24 protein-coding genes are annotated in these 20,829 nt (G+C 50.1%); 4 read left to right on the top strand and 20 right to left on the bottom strand.

Features of this window, described 5'->3' with window-relative positions:
* Window positions 1-102: 102 nt before the first annotated feature.
* Genes ACS5WU_RS03310 through ACS5WU_RS03300 form a run of 3 tightly spaced genes read right to left on the bottom strand, consistent with a single transcriptional unit; the run spans window position 103 to window position 1,990 of the window.
* On the bottom strand, window positions 103-873 hold the full coding sequence (locus ACS5WU_RS03310) for an anti-sigma-I factor RsgI family protein (RefSeq protein WP_302760096.1): 771 nt from the start codon (window positions 871-873) through the stop codon (window positions 103-105).
* The gene (locus ACS5WU_RS03305; protein ID WP_302760097.1) at window positions 863-1,345 is read right to left on the bottom strand and encodes an RNA polymerase sigma factor; all 483 of its coding nucleotides are present in this window, start codon (window positions 1,343-1,345) and stop codon (window positions 863-865) included. Before ACS5WU_RS03305 ends, ACS5WU_RS03310 begins: the two co-directional genes overlap by 11 nt.
* Window positions 1,346-1,363: 18 nt before the next feature.
* On the bottom strand, window positions 1,364-1,990 hold the full coding sequence (locus ACS5WU_RS03300) for a hypothetical protein (RefSeq protein WP_302760098.1): 627 nt from the start codon (window positions 1,988-1,990) through the stop codon (window positions 1,364-1,366).
* A 307-nt stretch (window positions 1,991-2,297) separates the two neighbouring features.
* Between ACS5WU_RS03300 and ACS5WU_RS03295 the strand changes: the two genes are divergently transcribed.
* The 4 genes from ACS5WU_RS03295 to ACS5WU_RS03280 all read left to right on the top strand — a co-directional run bounded on the left by ACS5WU_RS03295 (window position 2,298) and on the right by ACS5WU_RS03280 (window position 5,543).
* Complete coding sequence (locus ACS5WU_RS03295) at window positions 2,298-2,702, top strand: YbaN family protein (RefSeq protein WP_302760099.1); 405 nt, start codon at window positions 2,298-2,300, stop codon at window positions 2,700-2,702.
* Entirely contained in the window at window positions 2,702-3,355 is a 654-nt protein-coding gene (locus ACS5WU_RS03290) for a hypothetical protein (protein ID WP_046443955.1), read from the top strand. Before ACS5WU_RS03295 ends, ACS5WU_RS03290 begins: the two co-directional genes overlap by 1 nt.
* Before the next feature lie 147 nt (window positions 3,356-3,502).
* On the top strand, window positions 3,503-5,023 hold the full coding sequence (locus ACS5WU_RS03285; protein WP_302760100.1) for a catalase: 1,521 nt from the start codon (window positions 3,503-3,505) through the stop codon (window positions 5,021-5,023).
* A gap of 127 nt (window positions 5,024-5,150) precedes the next feature.
* Window positions 5,151-5,543: a Fur family transcriptional regulator gene (locus ACS5WU_RS03280; RefSeq protein ID WP_046443953.1), complete on the top strand. Its 393-nt coding sequence runs from the start codon at window positions 5,151-5,153 to the stop codon at window positions 5,541-5,543.
* Window positions 5,544-5,641: 98 nt separating this feature from the next.
* Here the strand turns inward: ACS5WU_RS03280 and ACS5WU_RS03275 are convergent, their stop codons facing one another.
* The 17 genes from ACS5WU_RS03275 to ACS5WU_RS03195 form a co-directional block, all read right to left on the bottom strand.
* Window positions 5,642-6,136, bottom strand: a complete 495-nt coding sequence (locus tag ACS5WU_RS03275) for a hypothetical protein (protein ID WP_046443952.1) — start codon at window positions 6,134-6,136, stop codon at window positions 5,642-5,644.
* Window positions 6,137-6,141: 5 nt separating this feature from the next.
* On the bottom strand, window positions 6,142-6,621 hold the full coding sequence (locus tag ACS5WU_RS03270) for an RrF2 family transcriptional regulator (protein ID WP_052740516.1): 480 nt from the start codon (window positions 6,619-6,621) through the stop codon (window positions 6,142-6,144).
* A 233-nt stretch (window positions 6,622-6,854) separates the two neighbouring features.
* On the bottom strand, window positions 6,855-7,256 hold the full coding sequence (locus ACS5WU_RS03265; RefSeq protein WP_052740515.1) for a DUF4190 domain-containing protein: 402 nt from the start codon (window positions 7,254-7,256) through the stop codon (window positions 6,855-6,857).
* A gap of 55 nt (window positions 7,257-7,311) precedes the next feature.
* A complete protein-coding gene (locus ACS5WU_RS03260; RefSeq protein ID WP_059108384.1) occupies window positions 7,312-8,496 on the bottom strand; it encodes a hypothetical protein in 1,185 nt (394 codons plus the stop codon).
* A gap of 21 nt (window positions 8,497-8,517) precedes the next feature.
* A complete protein-coding gene (locus ACS5WU_RS03255; RefSeq protein ID WP_302760101.1) occupies window positions 8,518-10,902 on the bottom strand; it encodes a transglutaminase domain-containing protein in 2,385 nt (794 codons plus the stop codon).
* A gap of 200 nt (window positions 10,903-11,102) precedes the next feature.
* Window positions 11,103-11,744, bottom strand: coding sequence for a hypothetical protein (locus tag ACS5WU_RS03250; protein WP_302760102.1), 642 nt, complete (start codon window positions 11,742-11,744; stop codon window positions 11,103-11,105).
* Entirely contained in the window at window positions 11,737-12,228 is a 492-nt protein-coding gene (locus ACS5WU_RS03245; RefSeq protein ID WP_046443947.1) for an RNA polymerase sigma factor, read from the bottom strand. Before ACS5WU_RS03245 ends, ACS5WU_RS03250 begins: the two co-directional genes overlap by 8 nt.
* Window positions 12,229-12,406: 178 nt before the next feature.
* Entirely contained in the window at window positions 12,407-12,787 is a 381-nt protein-coding gene (locus ACS5WU_RS03240; RefSeq protein ID WP_302760103.1) for a hypothetical protein, read from the bottom strand.
* A gap of 65 nt (window positions 12,788-12,852) precedes the next feature.
* Window positions 12,853-13,290, bottom strand: a complete 438-nt coding sequence (locus ACS5WU_RS03235) for a hypothetical protein (protein ID WP_059108388.1) — start codon at window positions 13,288-13,290, stop codon at window positions 12,853-12,855.
* Between the two features lie 24 nt (window positions 13,291-13,314).
* Window positions 13,315-13,782, bottom strand: a complete 468-nt coding sequence (locus tag ACS5WU_RS03230) for a cell division protein SepF (RefSeq protein WP_052740513.1) — start codon at window positions 13,780-13,782, stop codon at window positions 13,315-13,317.
* A 47-nt stretch (window positions 13,783-13,829) separates the two neighbouring features.
* Window positions 13,830-14,987: an NlpC/P60 family protein gene (locus ACS5WU_RS03225; RefSeq protein ID WP_465088940.1), complete on the bottom strand. Its 1,158-nt coding sequence runs from the start codon at window positions 14,985-14,987 to the stop codon at window positions 13,830-13,832.
* Between the two features lie 151 nt (window positions 14,988-15,138).
* Window positions 15,139-16,149: an LCP family protein gene (locus ACS5WU_RS03220; RefSeq protein WP_059108391.1), complete on the bottom strand. Its 1,011-nt coding sequence runs from the start codon at window positions 16,147-16,149 to the stop codon at window positions 15,139-15,141.
* Window positions 16,150-16,305: 156 nt separating this feature from the next.
* On the bottom strand, window positions 16,306-16,830 hold the full coding sequence (locus ACS5WU_RS03215; protein ID WP_302760105.1) for a hypothetical protein: 525 nt from the start codon (window positions 16,828-16,830) through the stop codon (window positions 16,306-16,308).
* Window positions 16,831-16,942: 112 nt separating this feature from the next.
* Window positions 16,943-17,800: a class B sortase gene (gene srtB, locus ACS5WU_RS03210; RefSeq protein ID WP_302760106.1), complete on the bottom strand. Its 858-nt coding sequence runs from the start codon at window positions 17,798-17,800 to the stop codon at window positions 16,943-16,945.
* A 47-nt stretch (window positions 17,801-17,847) separates the two neighbouring features.
* Window positions 17,848-18,303 carry a magnetosome magnetite crystal formation protein family gene (locus ACS5WU_RS03205; RefSeq protein ID WP_465088939.1) on the bottom strand — a complete coding sequence of 152 codons (456 nt, stop codon included), beginning with the start codon at window positions 18,301-18,303 and terminating at the stop codon, window positions 17,848-17,850.
* A 95-nt stretch (window positions 18,304-18,398) separates the two neighbouring features.
* Window positions 18,399-19,178 carry a class B sortase gene (srtB, locus tag ACS5WU_RS03200; protein WP_052740510.1) on the bottom strand — a complete coding sequence of 260 codons (780 nt, stop codon included), beginning with the start codon at window positions 19,176-19,178 and terminating at the stop codon, window positions 18,399-18,401.
* Window positions 19,175-20,829, bottom strand: a 1,655-nt coding sequence (locus tag ACS5WU_RS03195) for a bacterial Ig-like domain-containing protein (RefSeq protein ID WP_465088938.1), incomplete at its 5' end; no start/stop codon positions are given. The genes ACS5WU_RS03195 and srtB (ACS5WU_RS03200), both read right to left, overlap by 4 nt.

The following is a 20,829-nucleotide window of genomic DNA, read 5'->3' as shown; positions in this document are numbered from 1 at the left end:
ATCCGGTATTTATTGCGCTTCACCTGAACCCCGGCGCAACAAAAAAAACAGGGGTTCCCCTGGCTTTTCCCGATTACATGAGAAGCAATAACCAGCCGTTTTTCAATCCTGTCCATGATGCCTGCCATGCCTGTTTTCCTGATCATGCGTCTTGTTATCTTCCGTTTCGTGGTCCTCTGCCTGATGCTTTTCCACCTCATGATCCTTTGAACATTCGTCGATCCTGTTCTTCATGTCGTGCATACTCATATGGTGGCTGTCCTCTATTGTCACCGTAGGATCGACTTTTTGCAGTTCAAGGAAGGTCTGGTATTTTCCGGCCGACATCCCATGCTGGTGCGCTTCCTCACGCGTTTCTTCGCTTACCGATACGTATTCTGTCTGGGTGCTGCCATGGTGAGAATCTACGCACACCTGCGTTGCCTGCATCAAATCCTGTTCCTGCGCGGGGTTATTGCTCTGCACCGCGAACACGACATAGGCCTTGTCTCCCAGATACCCTGCCTCGCGTTCTTTGTCCATAATGGCGTCGATGGCATCCTCATAAGAACGGCCCTTCAAATCAACCCCGGCAAGGATATTTTCACCGTCAGGATTATATGCCCGGGCGTCAACGACATTGTTCGTCCTGTTCAGGGCAAGCTCGATGCTTGGGTTCACATCCACGCTGATATAGGCCGTCGGCTGCATATACATGCCATAGCCGCCGATGGCAAGCACAAATATTGCAGCAACCGCCGCCATTGCTATGATGAGACGGGGCTTCTTTTTCTCCTGCTTTGCCGCCTTCAAAGCGGCGGACAGCGCTTTTTGTTTTAATCCGTCCGAAGCCGCTATCGCTTCAAACGCATCCCTTATATCATTATCGCGCATATGCTTCGTCCTCCAGCTTCTCTTTCAGCATATCCCGCGCCCGGCCAAGCCATGTATATACCGTATTCGTATTTTTGCGGATCAGCCTGCTGATTTCAGGAGCCGTATATCCTTCGTAATAATGCAGGTACGTGACCGTCCTGTAATCCTCCGGCAGGCAGGCGACCGCTTCCAGTACGTCCTGCCTGCCGTCATTCTCTTCCAATGCAAAACCGGTATAGTCTTCCAATGGCCGGTCGTCCCGCGCAGAGCGTTTCAGCCAGTCTTTGCACCGGTTGATGCTCACGCGCAGCATCCACGCCTTCAAATGTTCGCCGTCATCAAAGCTTTTTGTACAGGTCGCATACTTCACAAATACGTCCTGAAATACATCCTCGCAGTCCTCCTTGTTTTTCAGGTATACAAAACAAACCCTGCGCACCATATCTGAATAGGTTTCCACTGTATTGCGTATTTCATCCTCGCTCTTCATTCCCCGCCCCAGTCCGGTTTAGTGATGGTTTCCGCCGTGACGCCGGCCTTCGCCATGACCTTGATTATGGTCTTCATCGTGGCCGGCGCTATGATTTTCTTTGTGTTCCATATTATGTTCTCCATCATGGTTCACATTATGGCTTGCTTCGTAGCCGCCATCATGATGTCCGTTCCCTGACAAACCTGCAGTGTCATGATTCCCATTCCGGCAATATCCGTCGTGCTCCGGGCATACTCCCGTGCTATTGTCATAAGAGCTGCACCCGCCTTTACCATTGTACCACATACAATCGCCGGGGCAATCCGTACCGTGATACGGGCATCCATTGCTTTCCGTTTGCGTTGCCCCTGCTCCATATCTCCATGTGCAGTCAGACGGGCAGTTTTCATTGTGGTTCGGGCAGGATGCAATATGATTGACATCTGCCGGCTGCGTCGCACCTGGGGCTGGCGTTGAAGCGTTTCCCTGTGTTGCTTCCGACGGGGCTGTTTGTTCCTGCGGTGCGGCTTGCCGCGTCTGGCGTACCACCGCCGCGCGGCTATGTCCCGCGCTTTGCGGAACTGCCGCCATTGCGGTTCCCGCAGCCGTTCCAACAACGGCAACCGCCGCTGCCACGATCAATATGATCCATCTCTTTTTCATCTTCCGGGTTCCTCCTGAATTTGTTTTTCACTACTGATACGATTCAGCTTCCTGAATCCATTCAAAAATCTCAATATTTTTTATAAAATATTTTCAGGAGCGCTTTATGGAGCATTAAATACAAATTTCAAATGCAGCCTTTTACGCGCTTTTCAAATGGCTTTACTGCCGCCCGGATCAGTATCGATCGGGCATAGTGTATATTTTTTCAAATAAAACTCCCAAAACATTAAAAAGATGTTTGGCGTACCTGCAACGGGTGTATATCTTTCAATAATAAGACTCAATACTGATAAGGGGTATATCAATGACGGTCAAAACGATTGTAGTTACTATAGCTGGGTTTATCCTATTGGCGTTAGGCGCAGTTGGCGTCGTTTTGCCCATATTGCCAACCACGCCATTTGTAATCGCGGCGGCAGGCTGCTTCACCTATATTCCCGCAATGCGGGCCCGCATTATGAAAGTTCCGTTTTTTAAAGAGTATATTGAAAATTACAGTAAAAGGAAAGGACTTACCGCCAAAACGGTTGCCGGCAGCCTTGCTTTTTTGTGGGCAATGTTGATTATTTCCGGGATTATGATGAAGAAGGAATGGCTATTGCTGGTATTGATTACAGTCGGCGCGGCAGTAACCGTTCATATTCTGTGGATGGCAAAACCCAGCGGGAAGCGCCGGATTTCAAGGTCTGGTAAATCGGAGGAAGCATAATGGACAAAAAGCGTATCTTTGGATTTGTTGAAGCGGTTTTTGACATTTTATACCTTGGCGTTGTATTTATACTTGGATTGTACCTCCTTCTGAACGCCCATCAACCCTTGCAGGTTCTCTGCGGCGTCACGGCCCTTGTCCTTGTGGGGGGAGACTCGTTTCATCTGGTTCCGCGTATTTTGTCCATTGTCCAAAACAACAGGAAACGCTATCAAGGCGCGCTGGGGCGCGGAAAGTGCATTACATCGGTTACAATGACGGTTTTTTATGTCCTGCTGTGGCATATCGGCCTCCTGCTGTTTTTGCCGGGGGGAGCCGGTGTATGGACCATCATCATTTATGTCCTCGCTGCGCTGCGTATTGGCCTGTGCGCTCTTCCCCAAAACAGGTGGCTGGATGAGAATCCTCCTGTCAAATGGGGAATCTACCGTAATATTCCTTTTCTGGCCATGGGAATTATGGTCATTGTGTTATATGCCGTTTATGGGGCCGGCATTTTTGCAGTGAAATGGATGTGGCTTGCCGTCGCTCTCAGCTTTGCTTTCTATCTTCCGGTTGTAGCCGGCGCAAACAGGTACCCTAAGCTTGGGATGCTGATGCTGCCCAAAAGCTGTGCATATGTCTGGATTGTCGCAATGTTTTTGGCGCTATGAAACATTCTGCCCGATAAAGACGGCAATAAGCTGGCTAAAAGGGTAATTTAAACTGTTGTATCAGGGGAGGCAAAAGCCAATTCCCTTTTGCAAAATATATGGTGGGATTGACCTGAATCAATTCGACTCTGAAAAGGAGAAAAAGATATGAGTGAACAGGACAAAAGGAAACTGACAAATGAAGTAGGCGCCCCGGTACCGGACAATGAAAATTCCATTACCGCCGGCGCGCGCGGACCGGTGATGATGCAGGACGTATGGCTGATGGAAAAGATGGCGCACTTTAACCGCGAAGTGATCCCGGAGCGGCGCATGCACGCAAAAGGCTGGGGCGCGCACGGCAAATTCACCGTTACGCATGACATATCCAAATATACAAAAGCAAAGGTGCTTCAGCCCGGCGCAGAGACGGACGTTTTTATCCGTTTTTCAACGGTTGCCGGGGAACGCGGGGCGGCAGACTGCGAACGCGATATCCGCGGCGTTGCAACCAAGTTCTACACGGAGGAGGGGAACTGGGATTTGGTGGGAAACAACACGCCTACCTTCTTTATCCGGGACGTGCATAATTTTTCCGACCTCAACCGTGCGGTAAAGCGCGATCCAAGGACAGGCAGGCGCAGTCCGCAGAACAACTGGGATTTCTGGACGCTTCTGCCAGAATGCTTCCACCAGGTCACCGTTGTGATGAGCGACCGGGGAATTCCGGCTTCGTTCCGGAATATGCACTTCTTTGGCGAGCATACGTTCAGCCTTTATAACGATAAAAACGAACGGGTATGGTGTAAATTCCATTTCAGGACACAGCAGGGGATTAAAAACCTGTCCAATGAAGAAGCCGCGAAAATCAACGGCATGGACCGCGAGCACCATGGCATGGACCTGTTTAACGCGATTGAAAACGGCGACTATCCAAAATGGACGATGTACGTGCAGATCATGACAGAAGAACAGGCGAAAAACCACTACGAAAATCCGTTTGATATTACAAAAATCTGGCGGCATAAGGAATATCCGCTGATCGAGGTTGGCGAACTCGAGCTGAACCGCAATCCGGAAAACTATTTTGCGGAAGTGGAGCAGGCAGCGTTTGCGCCGGCCCATGTTGTTCCGGGCATCGGCTTCTCCCCCGATAAATTCTTGCAGGGACGCCTTTTTGCTTACGGCGATGCGCAGCGTTACCGCCTGGGCGTTAACCACAACCTGATTCCGGTAAACCGGGCAAAGGTAGAAGTAAACGAATACCATCGTGACGGCGCAATGCGCGTAGACGGAAATTACGGCGCAGCGCCCGCATATACGCCAAACAGCGCTGGCTACTGGACGGCACAGCCCGAGGTTGCGGAGCCGCCGCTCGATATCGATGGAGCAATGTGGCGTTATGATCCCAAGGACGATCCAACGGATGACTGTTTCCGTGCGGGCGGCGACCTGTGGCGTGTAATGACCGAGGATAAAAAGCAACTGCTGATTGACAATACCGCTGCCGATATCGCGCCTGTTACAGAAAATATAAAATACCGCCATGCGGTTCATTGTTATCTCGCCGACGAAGAGTACGGCAGAAGAATAACGGCTGCAATGGGGCTTGATTTTGGCAAGGTGCAGGAGCTGTCAAAGCTTGACAATGACGGTCTTATCAAGGCAACGCTTCCGGTTCAGGCGTGAAAAAATTACAGCATGGCGGCGAATCGCGGCGCGCATTGCGCGCATGAAGATGCTTGCCGGACAACCCAGACCGGCCCGCGGAGGCAAGAGCGTGCTTCCGCGGGGATAACAGCAGGAGTGATAAACTATGAAGCAGTTGCGGAATTCCCGCCAGCGGCAGATGATACTGCAGGCCGTCCGAAATCGCGGCGACCACCCCAGCGCAGACCAGATTTATATCGATACGCGTATGATGGATGACAAAATCAGCCGGGGAACCGTATACCGTAACCTGAATCTTTTGGCCGAGAGCGGTGAAATCAGGCGCGTTGAGGCTCCTGACATGGACCGCTTTGACCGCAGGAGGGAGCGCCATTACCACCTGATGTGTATCGGCTGCGGAAAAATGACGGATCTTTCCCTGCCCTATCAGGAGCAATGGGATGAGGACGTGTCTACAGATACGGGATACATCATCGACTCACATCGCACCATGTTTGAAGGTCTTTGCCCGGAATGCGCGGGCCAGGAAAAAGGGTAGGGGCCCGGCACGTTGTGCCATGCCTCTTCAACAAAAAACACCTCTTCTATGAATAATTCACAGAAGGGGTGTGTTTTACATCATTTTAACTTTTCCCATTAATCCAAAATAACCCCAATCAAACTCCCCCATACGATAATCCAGATAAAAATCAAAATCCAATAACCGGCTGCAACGTTTTCCAGATACATATAAATTCCAAGCGGTATTGAAAACAGAAGCGCAATGACGCTTCCCCTCGCAGCCCTGCGCACCTTCCATTTACAGCCTGAAACCAGCAGGCCCGAAAAAAACCACACTGCGATAACCGCAATATAAACCGCCGGACGTATCTCCGGCACAAGCATCAGAAGAAGCATATCCAGCAGGATGCCGCTCAACAGGCCCCAAACTATGCCCGCGGCTGCCTTATGTGTGTGCTTTACCTGTTTTTTTTCCTGCGGCTGCTTTGACTTATTTACAGGCGGTGCGGGAGTGCTGTATTGTGCACGGTATGGCGCGGCTCCGGACCTTACGGTATATTGCCGGTTCCTTTGTTGCGGCTGTTGCCTTGCCGCCGCAGCGCCGGGCCCGTTACGATATCCTTTTCCCATTCATTTTACCTTACCTGTAATTCCTGTTTACGGCCTGTATTCGCGCCGCATAAATCTGCAACCGTCAGCTTTTTGAGGTCGTTGATCACATTTTGTTCCATTTTTTCAAGGGCTGTATAAATCCTGCAATTTTCAGCGCATGTATACGGGCATTCCAACTGGGTTCTTTGTGCTCTTTCGCCATAACGGCAGGTGAAAATTTCTATCTTTCCTTCCACCGATTCCACCACGTCATATACCGTGATATCCTCCGCGTCTTTGTATAAAGAATATCCTCCAAGCGAACCCTGGATGGAATAGACAATTTTTGCATCTTTCAGGTCCCTGAGGATTTTCATCATGTATATCTGCGAAATCTTAAGGTTGTCAGCAAGCTCCGACGTTGTTATTTTCAGGTGGTTGCCTTCCCTGATTTGTCCATTTTTCTTTTCGCTCATATAAATCAGTATTCTAAGCGCATAATCTGTTTTCAGTTGAAACCGCATCTGTTTCCCTCCCTTTTTGCGTCCCTGATATTCCTCAATGAATAATATCCAACTTATAGAGTATTTTAACTTTAAGAGGGAGCCTTGTGTTATTTACATCGTGAATAACGCTTTTTTTACGTGAACAACACTTTTCAGGGATACGGGAATCGCGGCGTATTCCCCCGGAAGAGCCGTCGTTTATTTACGCACAAAAAAAGCATATCTTTCGATATGCTTTTCCCGTTTGCCGATCAATAAGCCAGATATCTGAATGCCGTTGCCATGATCACTGCCGACAAAATCCACATGATGACAGCTATCACAACCGCAATGATCCCGCATATGAATCCCGCGGTTGCAATACCCTTCTCACCTTCGGGCAAATTCTTTTTCGCCATATTGCCCATTGTCATCCCGAGTATACCGAGTATAATACCCACGATCGGAACCAAAAAGCCCATAACAACGCCGATGATACCGCATACAAGCGCACCGGTGGCTTTCCCCTTTGCGCCGTTATCCGCTATGGGAGCGGGCGCGTATGCCATCTGCGGCGGCGCCTGCTGTCCGGCAGGCTGTTGTTTTGGCGCGCCACAGCAGGGGCACTTCTCCATGTTTTCGTCATATACCTGATTACAATTTCCACAAATCATTTTTTCTCTCCTTTTATCTTTGTTATTTCCAAAATCACCTCAGTACGGCTGCCTATCAAACCGTCGCGCCGGGAGTCCACGATCCCGTTGTAAGCACATGCTCTGCAAACGCCGTGAACGGTTCCGTCACGTTTTCCGTACCGCCGGAATACGTTGTGATGACCGCATACTGCGTATCGCTCAGGTTTACGGCATATGCAATCATAACCATACCGTCCTCCTCCTGCTGCGCCATCAGGGTTTTACCCAACGGTTTATCCATCAAAGCGTAGCTGAAGCCGTCTTCATCGCTTTGCTCGCACTCCTGCACCAGCGCTTCAAAGGAATCGTAGCCATAGCCGTAATCATCAATTATGATCATGGCAAAAATGTCGGCGCTTCCGTAAACGCTCTGGGCGTAACTGTACATACCGTCGCCCAGGTCTTCCCAGCCCGCAGGCAGTTCAAACGAAATCATCTCATCCGGCTCTGCGGGAATCTGCTTCGCAGGCTCAGGCGTATTTGCCGCTGGCGTTTTCTTTCCTGCCGCATTCTTTTCTATATTGAGGTCTACGCCGTAAAACTGCTCGAGCTCGGATACCATTGTTTCATACCGCCCCTCGAGCTGCCCATAATCTACGCCGATTGTCGCAAGGGTTGTCAGGTCTTCCGTATGAAGCAGCACTGCTGCGACGTCATACCGCACATACTCGTCGTCGTAATTCAGCATGGTCATGGTTACTGTCGCGCTTGCCCTGTCCTCCGTTTCGGTAACATCGGATATTTTCACATCGCGGTAACGCTTACTTGCGTATTCCCCCATATATTCCTGCTCAAGCAAATATTCAAGGTTATCCCCCATCGAGAAGTCGCTTCGATTGCGCAGGTCATAGTCGTCCAGTATCCGTGCACGTACCTCGATACCCATCCGCGAGCCCGTTACATCGTCGCGGCTGTACGAACCTTCATAGCCGTCCGTCTGGATCGGCAGGTATGCCACCAGCCTTTTATATTCCATCTGCTTTGTGAGTTCGTTGTATTTGGTGCGCGTCAGCAAAAGCTCCGGGTACAGGTATTCAAAATCGCCCATATCCCATTCGTCCGCTTCTCCGAATACCGGTTTCTGCCGCTCGTATTCGTCTTCCACCGGCATGATTGTCCTGTCCCTGCCGCTCCAAAACACAGGGCTGCACCCGGCCGCCGAAACCACCAGCGCCGCCACGCATACGATCAAAACAATCCGTTTATAAAATTTATTCATCATCTCATTCCTTTTCTTTTTTTAAGCCGCCAGGGTAATTACCCCCATCCAGTAAAAGCCGTTCATTTCGTCAATGCCTGCAAGCTCCATAACGTTCTGCGCCAGCTTCTGGAACTGCGCGTCGTCCAGATCGTAATCCGTCCGCATCATCGCCTGTCCGTCGGCCATCAATGCCTCCGCAAGCTCCTGCGCGATCTTGTCCATGTCAAAATATTTTCCTGCCAGCCTGTAGTATTCTTCGTCTGTCGAGGATGCCGCATAATTCTGGATATTCTTATCCATCACAAACCGCGTGTCCTCTGTGAGCACCTTATCCGACGCGTAATCCGGCAGGTTGAGGATCGCATTGAACAAAAGCTCGTTATCATTGTTTGTTACGTCTATAATCTGCCACTCCCCGCCGATATTTACTTTATTCCACGCGTGGGAAAGCGATCCTTCCAGATATCCTGTCACCACGATGCTGTTAAGCCCCGCTTCGTCTGCCAGCAGCTTGAACGCCCCCGCATAGCTTGCACATACGCCAAGCTTGTTTACAAGCACACCGTAGGGCGTGAAGGAATCGTTAAACTCCGGATCCGTTTTTACATAATCGTACTTCTCTGCATTCTCCAGCGCAGCCATATCATATTCGGCAGTATCGCAAAGATAATTGTTGATCGCAATCTCTTTTTCCGCATCCGTCATACCGTCGGTGATGATTTCGTCAATCACCCTGGTAACTTCCTGCGAAATTTCCTGCTGTTTCTGCGTCCTTTGCTGTGCTTCATCCTGATAAACCACCAGCATAGCCGTTCCGTCGTTTGAAATGAAAGCGTCCTCCACGCCAAGGATCATCGGATTCTGGTACAGGGCTTCCATCCATGCGTCGATCAGGTAATCCTCATCGCTGCTCTCCTTGAAGGCCGAAAGATCGATCACTTCAACGCTCGCCAGCATATTATATGCAAGGTATTCGCTGAGAGCGCTGTTTGCCGTTACCGCAAGCCCCGTCTCCGCCACCGGCTCGTCCTGCGGTGCGCCCGCGTCCTCCGCGTTCTTTTTAACCGTTACATCCACAGAGCCTGTTTTGTTCCTCAGTCCGTCCTGACGGTCTTTCAGCGCCTGCAGGTCCGCCTGCAGCGTCGCCGGATCGTAGCTTTCTATTTTCATGACTCCTGTAAAAGGCGTTCCTTCGATCCTGTACGGAATTTTTACAAGGTTGACCTCCTTAAGCTGCAGGTCTGACATATCTTCATTTTCATACTCTCCCCAGGTTTCGGTCTCCTCCTGCGCCTGGTCAAAATCATAATCGATAATGCGCTGGGACGTTACGCCGTTGCACATGACGATCCACCGGTGGGACGGTGCAGCCATGATGCTGTCCGCGTAGTTTGAGAAATCATCGTCGCCTTTGTGAATTGCCGCCATATAAGGAAGCTGCGCTGCAATCTGCGCCTGGTCATAGAAGTTGCTCACCATGGAGGTGCCGTCAGCCGCTACTGCGATCACACCGTATTGCACGTCGTAAAGGGCCTCTTTTTGAACGGGAATATCCGCCTGCGTATAACCCTTTTCCGTATAATATTCTGTCATTGCCTCGTCCAGCCAGTCGTCTTCAGATACCGCATATGCCCTGAAGTCCTCGTTGATGAGGATATTGTCCGTCGTCTCGGCCTGCCAGCCGGGTTCCGCCGTCTCCGCAACCACAACCATGTTTCCGACATATCCGCTTTGCGCGTCGTAATCCGCCTTGACCACATAGTACTTTTCCGCGCCTGCCACCGCATTCCACTGGAACGCCGCGCGCCCGTCCTCAGTCTGGACAAATTTGACCTCCGGCGCCCCCGCAAGCTCGCCTTCCACCGTAACCACCGTCACAAGCGGTTTTTCAAGCTTCTCCCCCGTTCCGAGGTCCACGTACTGCGCCAGATACATTTTGCCAAGGTTTCCCCAGTCCTTTTGTTCTCCTTTGTCAAATAAATGATACTCCGCTGCCCCCGCATCCGGGAGGCCGACTGTGGAAATTCCGAGCACCGGGCTTTTGGGCGGGGTAATCTCGATTTTCCCCGTTGCCTTATCCCAGTTGAAATGCGTTCCGATCCGCTGTGTGAGCTCCGCATCCTGGTAAACGCCGACGATTTCCGTGTAGTTTTCCATACCGAGCGCTTCCGGATCAAATGAAATTTGAATCTCGAGGGAATCGCCCCTTCCGATTCCATTGATTGCGTCCGTATAGTCCCGGTCCAGATCATCCGCGTATTTTTCCTGCACCTGAGCCGCTAAATCAAGCTGTGATACCACGCCTTCGCCCGGCGTTTCCTGCGCTGCCGAATCTTCCTGCGCCGGAGCGCCCGCACATCCCGCAAAAAGCATACAGGCGGAAAGCGCTGCCGCCGTTATCGTTGTTGCCAATCGTTTCTTCATCAAACCAGTTCTCCTTTTCCTGTGTTTCTGTATTCAATACGTACCAGAAACACAAAAGGTTGCACACGGCAAAAATTATTTTTTGATAACGTCGTTCGTTTGTCATCGCCGCCTTTGTGCACGCAGTAATCAGCTTTGAATGCAATATGCTGATGCAGCGTGAAAGAAAGCGGTACAGTACAAGCATACTTCAAACGGCATCACATGTTTTTTACGAATGAGGTAAACTGCCCTTTATTAAGATCGCCTGAAGCGATCAGGTAGCCTGTCCCATCCTTGTCATAGCAGGCGTATTTCATACCGCTCTGGTCTTCGCTGAAATATACTTGCGTATCTGCAATCTTGCTTGCTTTTCCCTTTTGGTACCGCTCTGTCCTGATGTCCCCGCACTCAATCGTTACTTCAAAAGCTTCGCCTTGCCCGTTTTCATACCTGCATACTGCCTTTGCCGATTCCGCTTCCATATTTTTGTTATATGATGCGGTAATTTCCGCTCCGGATAAGGTAAGCCCATCCGCGTGCGCAGCCGTAAGGTCAATGCCGGAATACAAAGCAAAATCCTCCTGCGTCCATGTCCTGCGCAGGACATTGGCGGGCCCAAGCTGCAGCATGCTTTGCTCTGACGCCGCTTCCGGCTGTATTTCGTACCAGGAAACGCCCTGTGTCTGGAGCATGGAAACGCACAGTACAAGGGCAACCGCCGCACAGGCGACCAGCGTGAGCGGCTTCCAGCCCACTTGTTTCTTTTTCTGCTCTTTTTCCCTTACCTGCTCCAGCACTTTATTCACAAGCTCTGCCGGCGCATGCTGTTCCGACACCTTGCGCTTATATTCCTCAAACATCGATAACCTCTTCCCCTAAAGCCGTTTTAAGCATTGTTCTTCCCCTGGAAAGTAATGACTTTACAGTATTCTCACGCGTTTTGAGTACAACGCTGATTTGCCTGATCGCCATATCTTCAAAATAAAAAAGATGGATTACATTCCTGTACTTTTCCGGCAGCTTCAGAACCGCGTCGTAGACCTCGCCGCGCTCCTCGCAAGGCTCCTGCGCGGGATCTCCCGCAGCCTCGAGGGGCGCAGTCCGTTTTCGCCATGCGCTCCGAAACCGGGTTTTGCAGCAGTTGATCGTCACACGGATCAGCCACGCCTTGATGTGTTCCTCGTTTTGCAGCTTATGCAGGTTTTCCACCAGCCGCAGAAAAACATCCTGGAATACATCCTCCGCTTCCTGCTTGTTTTTCATGTTCACTAACGCGATGCGGTATACCATGTCTGCATATTTACAGACATACTGCTCCGCGCTATTGCTTTGATCCGTCCTCATTCAGCCACCTTTACAAACAATACTCTCCAACCGGCCCAAAAGTTGCATCCCTTTCGCTTTTCGTTTATGCCGGGTTGCGGGCGCTTCGTCTCCCCGCCCGCATTTTTCCCAATCATGCAAGAGCAGTATATAACAAAGCGGCAGTCATATCAACCGCCGCACTGTTTTTCCTATGCAGCTATTTTTTAAAGTTGACTTTTGTCCCGTCCATCTCGACGCTCAATATTCCGTCTTTCAGGTCAAAGCTTTCCGCTTCCCCGTCGATCGTAATGTTGACCTTATCGCCCGATACGGTATAGGTGCCTTCAAACTCTCCCTGCGATGCGAAATATACCTTTGCTTTTCCGCCATCCTGCAGATCGATATAATAGGTGGTTACTTCTTCTGCTCCCAACGCGCTGATCTGGTCGTCAGCAATCTTCGTGCCGCCGACCTCAAGGGAATCAAACGCATATTTCCCAACCTCGGCTCCCGCGCCCGGGGCAGAGCAGGCCGCCAGCGAGCCGACCATAACAAGCGCACAGATGCCCAGCATTACTCTTTTCATCCAATTTTTCATTTCAGTCTCCTCTTCATTTCCATTTCTATATTTTATCAATCAAATCAGATTGCCTGATACCCTGCTCACGAAGGTGTTACCGTCCCCTGCGTGACCGTATAGGTGATGACCGTGTCGCCGCCGTCCACAAAATAGAAATCGATCAGCATCACCTTTCCTTCTTCCCCTGCCTGTTTGCCAATCTGGTAGGATTGTCCTGTCCCATCATTGGAGGCATCTTTTGTAACCAGAAAACCGTCTTCGTTCACCAGCTTGGAAATATATTCGTTCACGTCGCCGATCGCGACTCCGCCTCCGCCGTAGGTAATCTCAACCTTGGAGCCGTCCGTTCCCGTTGATTTAGAGCTTCCCGTAATGTTTCGTTCCCCTACTACCGAGTATAGAGTCTGAACTTTTTCGTTCCCGACCTCTACCGTTTCCGCTGTTTTTGATACGCATCCCACTGCCACCAGGGCAAATGCGATTACCAAAGCAAACACTGCGATCCATTTTTTGTTTCTCATTCTTGTTTCCTCTCTATCTGTTCATTATTTATATTGTATATCATTGAAATAAGCCGCGTATTCTTCTTCCTGTCCCAACCCGTTTGTTTCCAGCTCTACATTATCCGGGACCGCCATAAAAATATTCCGCGATATCTTGACGATATGGCCGCGCAACGAATAAGTCGCGCCGCTGATAAAGTCCACAATCCGTTGCGCATTTTCTTTATCCATCCCGTCAAGGTCGATCACAAGCTGTTCACGATGTTCAAGATGCGTCACAATATCCCTGGCCTGTTCAAATCCTTCCGGCTTATATATCATGACTCTTGTTTCATAATCATACATCCTGATCACCTTGCCCTTATTCTTATTTTTTGCTTCCCCGCGGCGTTTTCTTTCGCGTTCGGGCTTCTGGCTATATTCCTGCTCGCCATAAAAGCCTTCCTGTTCGTCTACCGCTACTTCCTCAACGCCAATCGCCGCCAGCAGCCTGTTGCCAAACTTTCCCATTTTCCTCCGCCTTTCTGTTTTTCTATTGTAACCCTTATTCCAACGGTTTAATCGACAGACCACCCGTTGCGTATCGCATCGTTATAAGCCTGCTCGTCCGTCAGGTACATTGGCATTCCATCCGGCAGCGCCGTTGTTTCAGCCGCCCTTTCGACAGCCTCCTGCCCCAATTCCCGGCCGGCAATATAATTCATGCGCCTTACATAGCGAAATCCGGAATTTTCTACTTTGCTGACAATGACACTGTTCTTTGAGGAAGAGCAGTGCGCTACCAGCATATTGCCGTCTTCATCCGTTCCGACAATAATCCCAATGTGGTTGATTCCCACATCCTGCGGATTCTTATAAAACAAGACGTCGCCCGGCTGCGCTTCTTCCCACGTTATTTCAGAAGAATGCTCCCATTGCCCGGAAGTGCCATAACCGAACCTGTTTACAAATCCGCTCTTATCTATCGCCTGCGCCGGTTCCTGCTGCATCAGCATGCTTTCTTCCGCGTTCAGGAAGCACCACAGCACATAGCCGCTGCAGTCAAGGCCGTATTCGCGCGTGGTTCCTGTCTGCGAGCTTCCCGCGCTTCCGACGATCGCTTCATTTCCCCAGCGGATATCCCATCCGCTCTCCGTGCTCTTTCCGCCCCAGAAGTATTTCACATTTCCAACCAGCGAATATGCTTTCAGCACAACCTCCCTGCGGTACGGATCAAGCCCCTCCGGCAGGGTTTTTTCTATTTCAGCCAGCTGTTCGTCGCTCAGCAAAAGCGTTTCATTGCTTCCCTTCGCAGCGATGTCCCCCAGGAAAACAGCCGGGGACGAGTAAACCGGCGTTTGATTTTCACCTTTATCCGCAGGTTCCAGCGCTTTGGTTTCTTCTTCCTGTCTGCCCTGTACCTCAGCCTCTTTTTCCGGTTCCTGCGGCATGGGCGCCTGCTCCTGCGTTGCCTCCGGCTCCGGTGTTACCTCCGGCAGCGTTGCTTCCGGCTCCGTAGAAGGCTGCACAGTCGGCTCTGTAGAAGGCTCCGGCGTTGGTTCCGGCCGGGGCTGCCCGCTTGGCTGCGCAGGTTCCTTTGTCGGCGCCTGCGTCGGTGTTTCCTCCGATTGCTTATCCGTTTCCTCCGGCTTCGGGCTTTCCACCGGTTCCGAAACAGTTTGCGTTTCATCACTTTGTACGTCCGGCAGCTCCTGCGCAAAAACTGAAACAGCCATGGCTATCGTTAAAATAACCACAACGCTTACAGAGATGATCTGAATTATTATCCTTTTATTCTTTCCAAAAAAATTCATCATTCCAGTTCGTTCCTTTCTCATTTATAATGGCAATACCATAGCCTGTATTTTATTTGCTTTATTTACGCCTTCATGCCGGTACAAAATAGATTTCCTGTACCAGCCGCTTCAGTTCCTTTGGATCGGGCCGTAATCCTTCTTCTTCCGCCCCGCCTGCAATCGTCTCGATGTCCGTAACTTCTATTCCCGCCTTCAGCAGCGTATTCGCCACATAAAGGCACTCCCTGTCTGTCATATCCATACTGATATGGTTTCGTACCCCTTTAAGCAGCTCCGGCAGATATCCGGGCTCTTCTTTTATTTTTTCTTTCACGGCCTTTGCATATGCGCTGATAAACTGGATCTGGCGCGGGATGCGTTTTGCGTCTTCCCCACTCATTCCGGGCAGCTGCCTTGCGCGTACGTATAGCTCCGCTTTTTCGCCGTCGAGCGTATAAATCGCGCCTTTTGTCATTTCAGCATCAACTGCCGTAAAATCTTCCAGCAATTCCACTTCTACGCCTCCAACCGCTTCTGTAAGGACGCTGATTCCGTCGATATCGATTGAAAGGTAACCGTGTATTGGCACTCCATACAACAGGTTCCCAACCGCAGCCTCCATCAGTTGCCCGCTCATCAGCCTCCCGTCTCCAAACGAATGAGCCGTACAAATTGGAGATACCCCAACCCTGGAAAACGCGCCATTCCTGTCAAAACGCATAATTTCTGTAAGCGTATCGCGCGGGATATTGACAATCCTCACACCGCCCGTCTTCGTATTGATTGCCGCAACGAAAACCGCATCCGCCTGATAGCCGTTTTCGACAATATAGTTGATATCCCTTTGCTGCGTTTTATCAATACCCATTAAAAGCACGTTTACAATGTCTTCGTTATATTTATATGTTACACCGTCCCTGGAAAAAGAAAGCTCTTCCTCCTCCCGCAGCCGGTAGGGATTTTCATTCTTAAACATATACCTGTTATAACCTGTGTAATGATGCAGCACGCACAACGCGGTCAAAACCACGGCGCCGATTACCGCTCCTGTTATAATCAGGTTCCGTTTCCACTTTTTCTTTGCGCCTGTTCTTTCCTTCATATTTCCTTACGGGGATTTTCGCGGCCCCTTGCAGCGATTTCATTGAATGCAGGTTATGCAAAACTTACGACAAACCGCTATAAAGGAAGCCGCGCTCCCACATTGTTTTTTCTTAACCTGGTGTGAGGTTGGCAATTAAACCCAATCTATCAGCGGTTATCTTTCTTCCCCGCCTGTCTTTGGCGATTTTGCGGATGTGTTTGTCGTCGTGGCCGCAGTTGCCGCCTCGTCGGAAGTCGCCTTTACCACAAAATAGGAATAAGCTCCAGGCGTCGGTACGGTAAATACAAAACCGCCGTCCTCAGCCGTCGCTTCAACAGCAATGATGTTTCCATCCATGTCCATGCACAAAACCGTTACCTTATCGCCTGCAGATACGCTTGCATCTTCGACGTAAAGAATCGTGCTTCCTGCATAGTAATCCCCTGCGTCATTGAGGAAGACCACCGTTCCGATTTCCTCCAGTGTTGCGCCGGGATAATGATTTGCAGCATACTCATTGAGCAGCGCATTATCTTCATCAGTGTTTGGCCCATAGTAGCCGGTATATCCATCCGGCACTGTAGACGGATCGTATTTGATCCATCCGTCTGCCGGGCTGCCTTCCGCAGCCATTGCTACGCTGGCAAAGGACAGGCACATTACCACTGCCAATACCATACATATTACTTTTTTCTTCATTTTTAAGTTCCTTTCAGTTGGTTTATATCAATCCCCTGTGCCGGTCCCCTTATTCCGCCGCCAACCTCTTTTAAGCGGTTTTATCAGGCACATGCCCAATGGTATTTGATTATCAGCCTTGTGGTATCGTTTGTTCCACCTGTCCTTTTTGCAGGACTCCCTGCACGACATAGCGCTTTTCATCTTCTCCCTGCACACATGTGGAAAGCGTCAATATTTTATCGCCCTGGCCGATCTGCATATCGCGGATATTTGCGCTTATGTCCTTGTTTGCTGTAATTTCACCAACATATTTTTCAAATACTTCCTGATCGGAATAATCTTTTTCATACAGGATACTGTCGTCATTCGTTTCATACGCGGCAAATATTTTGTACACCATCATACCGTCCGGCATATATACCCTGATCTCGTCGTGTTCTTCAAAAAACGTCTCGTCTTCGAAATCATGCAGCGACGCAAACATCGTTTTATCCTTCATGTTGTGGCCGTATGCAACGGTCACCGGATCCATAAAGTTTGTGCCGTTTGCCATATCGATATAAACCGAGCCGTGCTTGCTTTCGTTCCCTTCAAAGTCAATGTCAAGATAATAAAAGTTATCGTCCGCTTTATAGACCACAGGATAATCCACTGCCGTTCCCGGCACGCTCAGCCACGCCACGAAATCTTCGTTTGTTTCCGCAAGCCCTTCAAAATCAATGTCCTCCCTGTCGCTTATCTGTTTGAAAGTCGAAAGAACCGCTTTTTTTTCAGGCTGCGGTTCAGGCGTCTCCGATTGCTCGGCAGTTGCCATGGGCCGGGCCGCTACGGGTTCTTCCTTCTGCCAAAAATTCGAAAAAGTAAACGCACAGCAAACCACTATGGCAACAACTGCAATCACCGCCAGGATAATCCACTTGTTCCTTTTTTTGCTCTGCTGAGGGCCGCCTTGTCCGCGCTCGCCTTTTTCCTCTTTGATTTCCCGCATATCCTTCTCCAAACCGTTATGCAAACTGCCTCATGCTCTTGTTTTCACTATTTTCCTAATTTCGCCGCAAGCTTTTCGCCCAGCCCGCCGATCAGCGGAATTGTATAGTCTTCATACTGGTAAGCCTTTACCGCGCCAAAAACTGCCGCCAATGTAAGCAAAATTCCAATAATACCGCTGATTACGCTGACTGCCATCGCGCCTCCGGCAGCCCCAAACAAACCAAACGGGTTCGAATAAAGGGAAAATACGATTGCCGCGCTGATAATATCAAAAATAATGTGTATGATAGCGACTACAATATACAGCGCCATTGCCTGCGCCGCATGGCGTTTTACAAATACGCTGCCCTTTTCGATTACGAGTATTACCACCAGCGGAAAAACCCATGCCGCATAATACAGGTATGGAATCCACCCCAATATGATTGTGATGACGTATACCAGCATTGCAAACACGTTGGCGTCCATCCCTGTTGAAGATTTGTGGTTTTCTGTTTTCATGTTTTGTCCTCTTTTCATTTTTTATTTATCTCATCTTTTGCAGGATGATTGATCGTTGCGTGCATTGCCTTACCGCTAACTTAATTATGCTATTCTCATACCGGTACGAGCTTTCCAACCACCGCGTATCTTGCGTCGCCATAATCATAGGTGCAGGTAACCATCGTGACCAGCCTGTCCTGCCCGCTCACGACCACATCGGAATGGAAAGTGGATTTTCCCTTGGCTTCATTTACAAAAGCAAGCAGCCGCTCTTCGTCTGAATAATTAAAATCCAGATCGCCGTGCGCTCCATCCACCACATATCCCGCCACAAGGTCGATTCTGTAATTGGCGTTTTGGGTGTAAAGCTCAAGCGTCCTGTGTTCATCATAATAAGACTGCTTTTTATAGCCTTCCAAGCTTGCAAACATCTTCCCGCTTTTCATATGGTGCCCATAAAGCACCGAATTCTGGTCAGAAAAATCATGGGCATTCCTGTAATCCAAAAAAATAGAGCCGACTCTGTTTTTGGTCCCGTCATACAGGTGAGTCAAATAAAAGCTGTTATCCGTCCCGTGCATCACAGGGTAATCGATAACCGTTCCTTCCGAGTGAATCCATGCGACAGCGCCGCCTGTTATCTGCTGCAGCGTCTCAATATCCACATCAAGGCTTGTGCCGCCTGCGGTTTGTCCGCTGTTTCCCGTGTCTCCCTGCGGCGTCTTTGCGACTACAACCTGCTGCAGGGAGTCGTAAACACCGTCTCCCTGCGCATCTTCCCGCGTTTCGATATAGATATTGTAACCTGCGTAGATCATCACCAGGATGCAGGCTACAATCCCTATCCATATAAAAACGCCTTTCTTAGATTTCTTTTTATACTTTTCCGTCATTTTTTACTTTGTTTCCCTGTTGTCTCCTTGTGCAGCTCAACTGCCAGCACAATGCCCAGCACTTTTCCGAGCACCTTATTCCTGATTCTCCTGCCAAATTTTTCTCTTGTTCCAATCGCGCCCTCACCGTTCCGGATCATTGTGTTTTCCTTTTTCATCAACTGGGCGAAAAGGATCACAGTCATTAGCGCCGCAATCGCCAGCAACACCATCATTGCAGGAGTTGTGTCTTCAACTCCTGTTTTGGGCATCGAATCATGCTCGCCGCCGTTACCTGTATTATCGTCATCCGTTACGCCCGCTACCGGCTCCGCACCAGCAGAGGGTTCCGGCGAAACCGTCGGATCCGGATCTGGCGTTGGTGTCGGATCCGGAGTCGGCGTTGGCGTTACCACATCTGCCAGTACGATGTCAAACGTATCTGTTTTCTGTACGCCATTCTCTTCATACGTTACAGTCACCGTCTTCGTTCCGGATGTGCTCATATCCGGCGCAGACAGTGCGTACTCATGATCACCGAGCACCCTATGCGCTCCGCCGTTGGTGTAGTGCGCCTTCACTTCGAGGCCTGTCGGATCAAACGTATCGCCCACCGTATATGCTGTCTTCACCGGTTGCTTTGTGATTTCAATCATATCCAGAACAGGTACGAGCGCATTCACTGTAATGTCAAACGTCGCTGTTTTCTCTACGCCGTCCTCTTCATACGTCACAGTAATTGTCTTTGTTCCCGCCGTGCTCATATCGGGTGCAGACAGCGTATATTCCCCACTTGTCAGCACCTTATCCGCGCCGCCGTTGGTATAGTGCGCCGTCACTTCGAGCCCCGCAGCATCAAACGTGTCGCCCACCGTATACGTTGTCTTTGTCGGGTTCTCTGTTACCTCAATGCTGTCCAAAACAGGAACAGGCGCATTCACCGTGATATCAAACGTTGCTGTCTTTTCTACGCCGTCCTCTTCATACGTCACAGTAATTGTCTTTGTGCCTGCCGCACTCATATCGGGCGTGGAAAGCGTGTACTCACCGCTCATCAGCACCTTATCGGCTCCACCATTCGTGTAGCGCGCCGTTACTTCCAACCCCGCCGGACTAAATATGTCGCCTACCGTATAAGTTATTTTCGTCGGGTTCTCCGTCACCTCAATACTGTCCAGAACCGGCGCGGGGGCGTTTACTGTAATGTCAAAACTCGCCGTCTTTTCTACGCCGTCCTCCTCATACGTTACAGTAATTGTTTTTGTGCCGGAAGTGCTCATATCGGGCGTTGAAAGCGTGTACTCTCCGCTCGTCAACACCTTGTCCGCGCCGCCGTTTGTGTAGTGTGCGGTGACTTCCAGTCCCGCAGCATCAAACGTATCGCCCACCGTGTAGATCGTCTTTGTCGGCTGTTCTGTTACCTCAATACTGTCAAGTACTGGTACAGGTGCGTTTACCGTAATATCGAATGTTGCTGTCTTCTCTATACCGCTTTCTTCGTATGTTACAGTAATCGTCTTCGTTCCCGCCGTGCTCATATCCGGTGCAGACAGCGTGTATTCACCGCTTGTCAGTATTTTGTCTGCGCCGCCGTTCGTGTAATGCGCTGTTACTTCCAGTCCCGCAGCATCAAACGTATCGCCTACCGTGTAGATCGTCTTTGTCGGCTGTG

The sequence above is a fragment of the Christensenella sp. KGMB01412 genome (assembly GCF_055522415.1).
The sequence above is the reverse complement of the archived record's forward strand: the minus strand, read 5'-3'. Positions and strand labels throughout refer to the sequence as shown.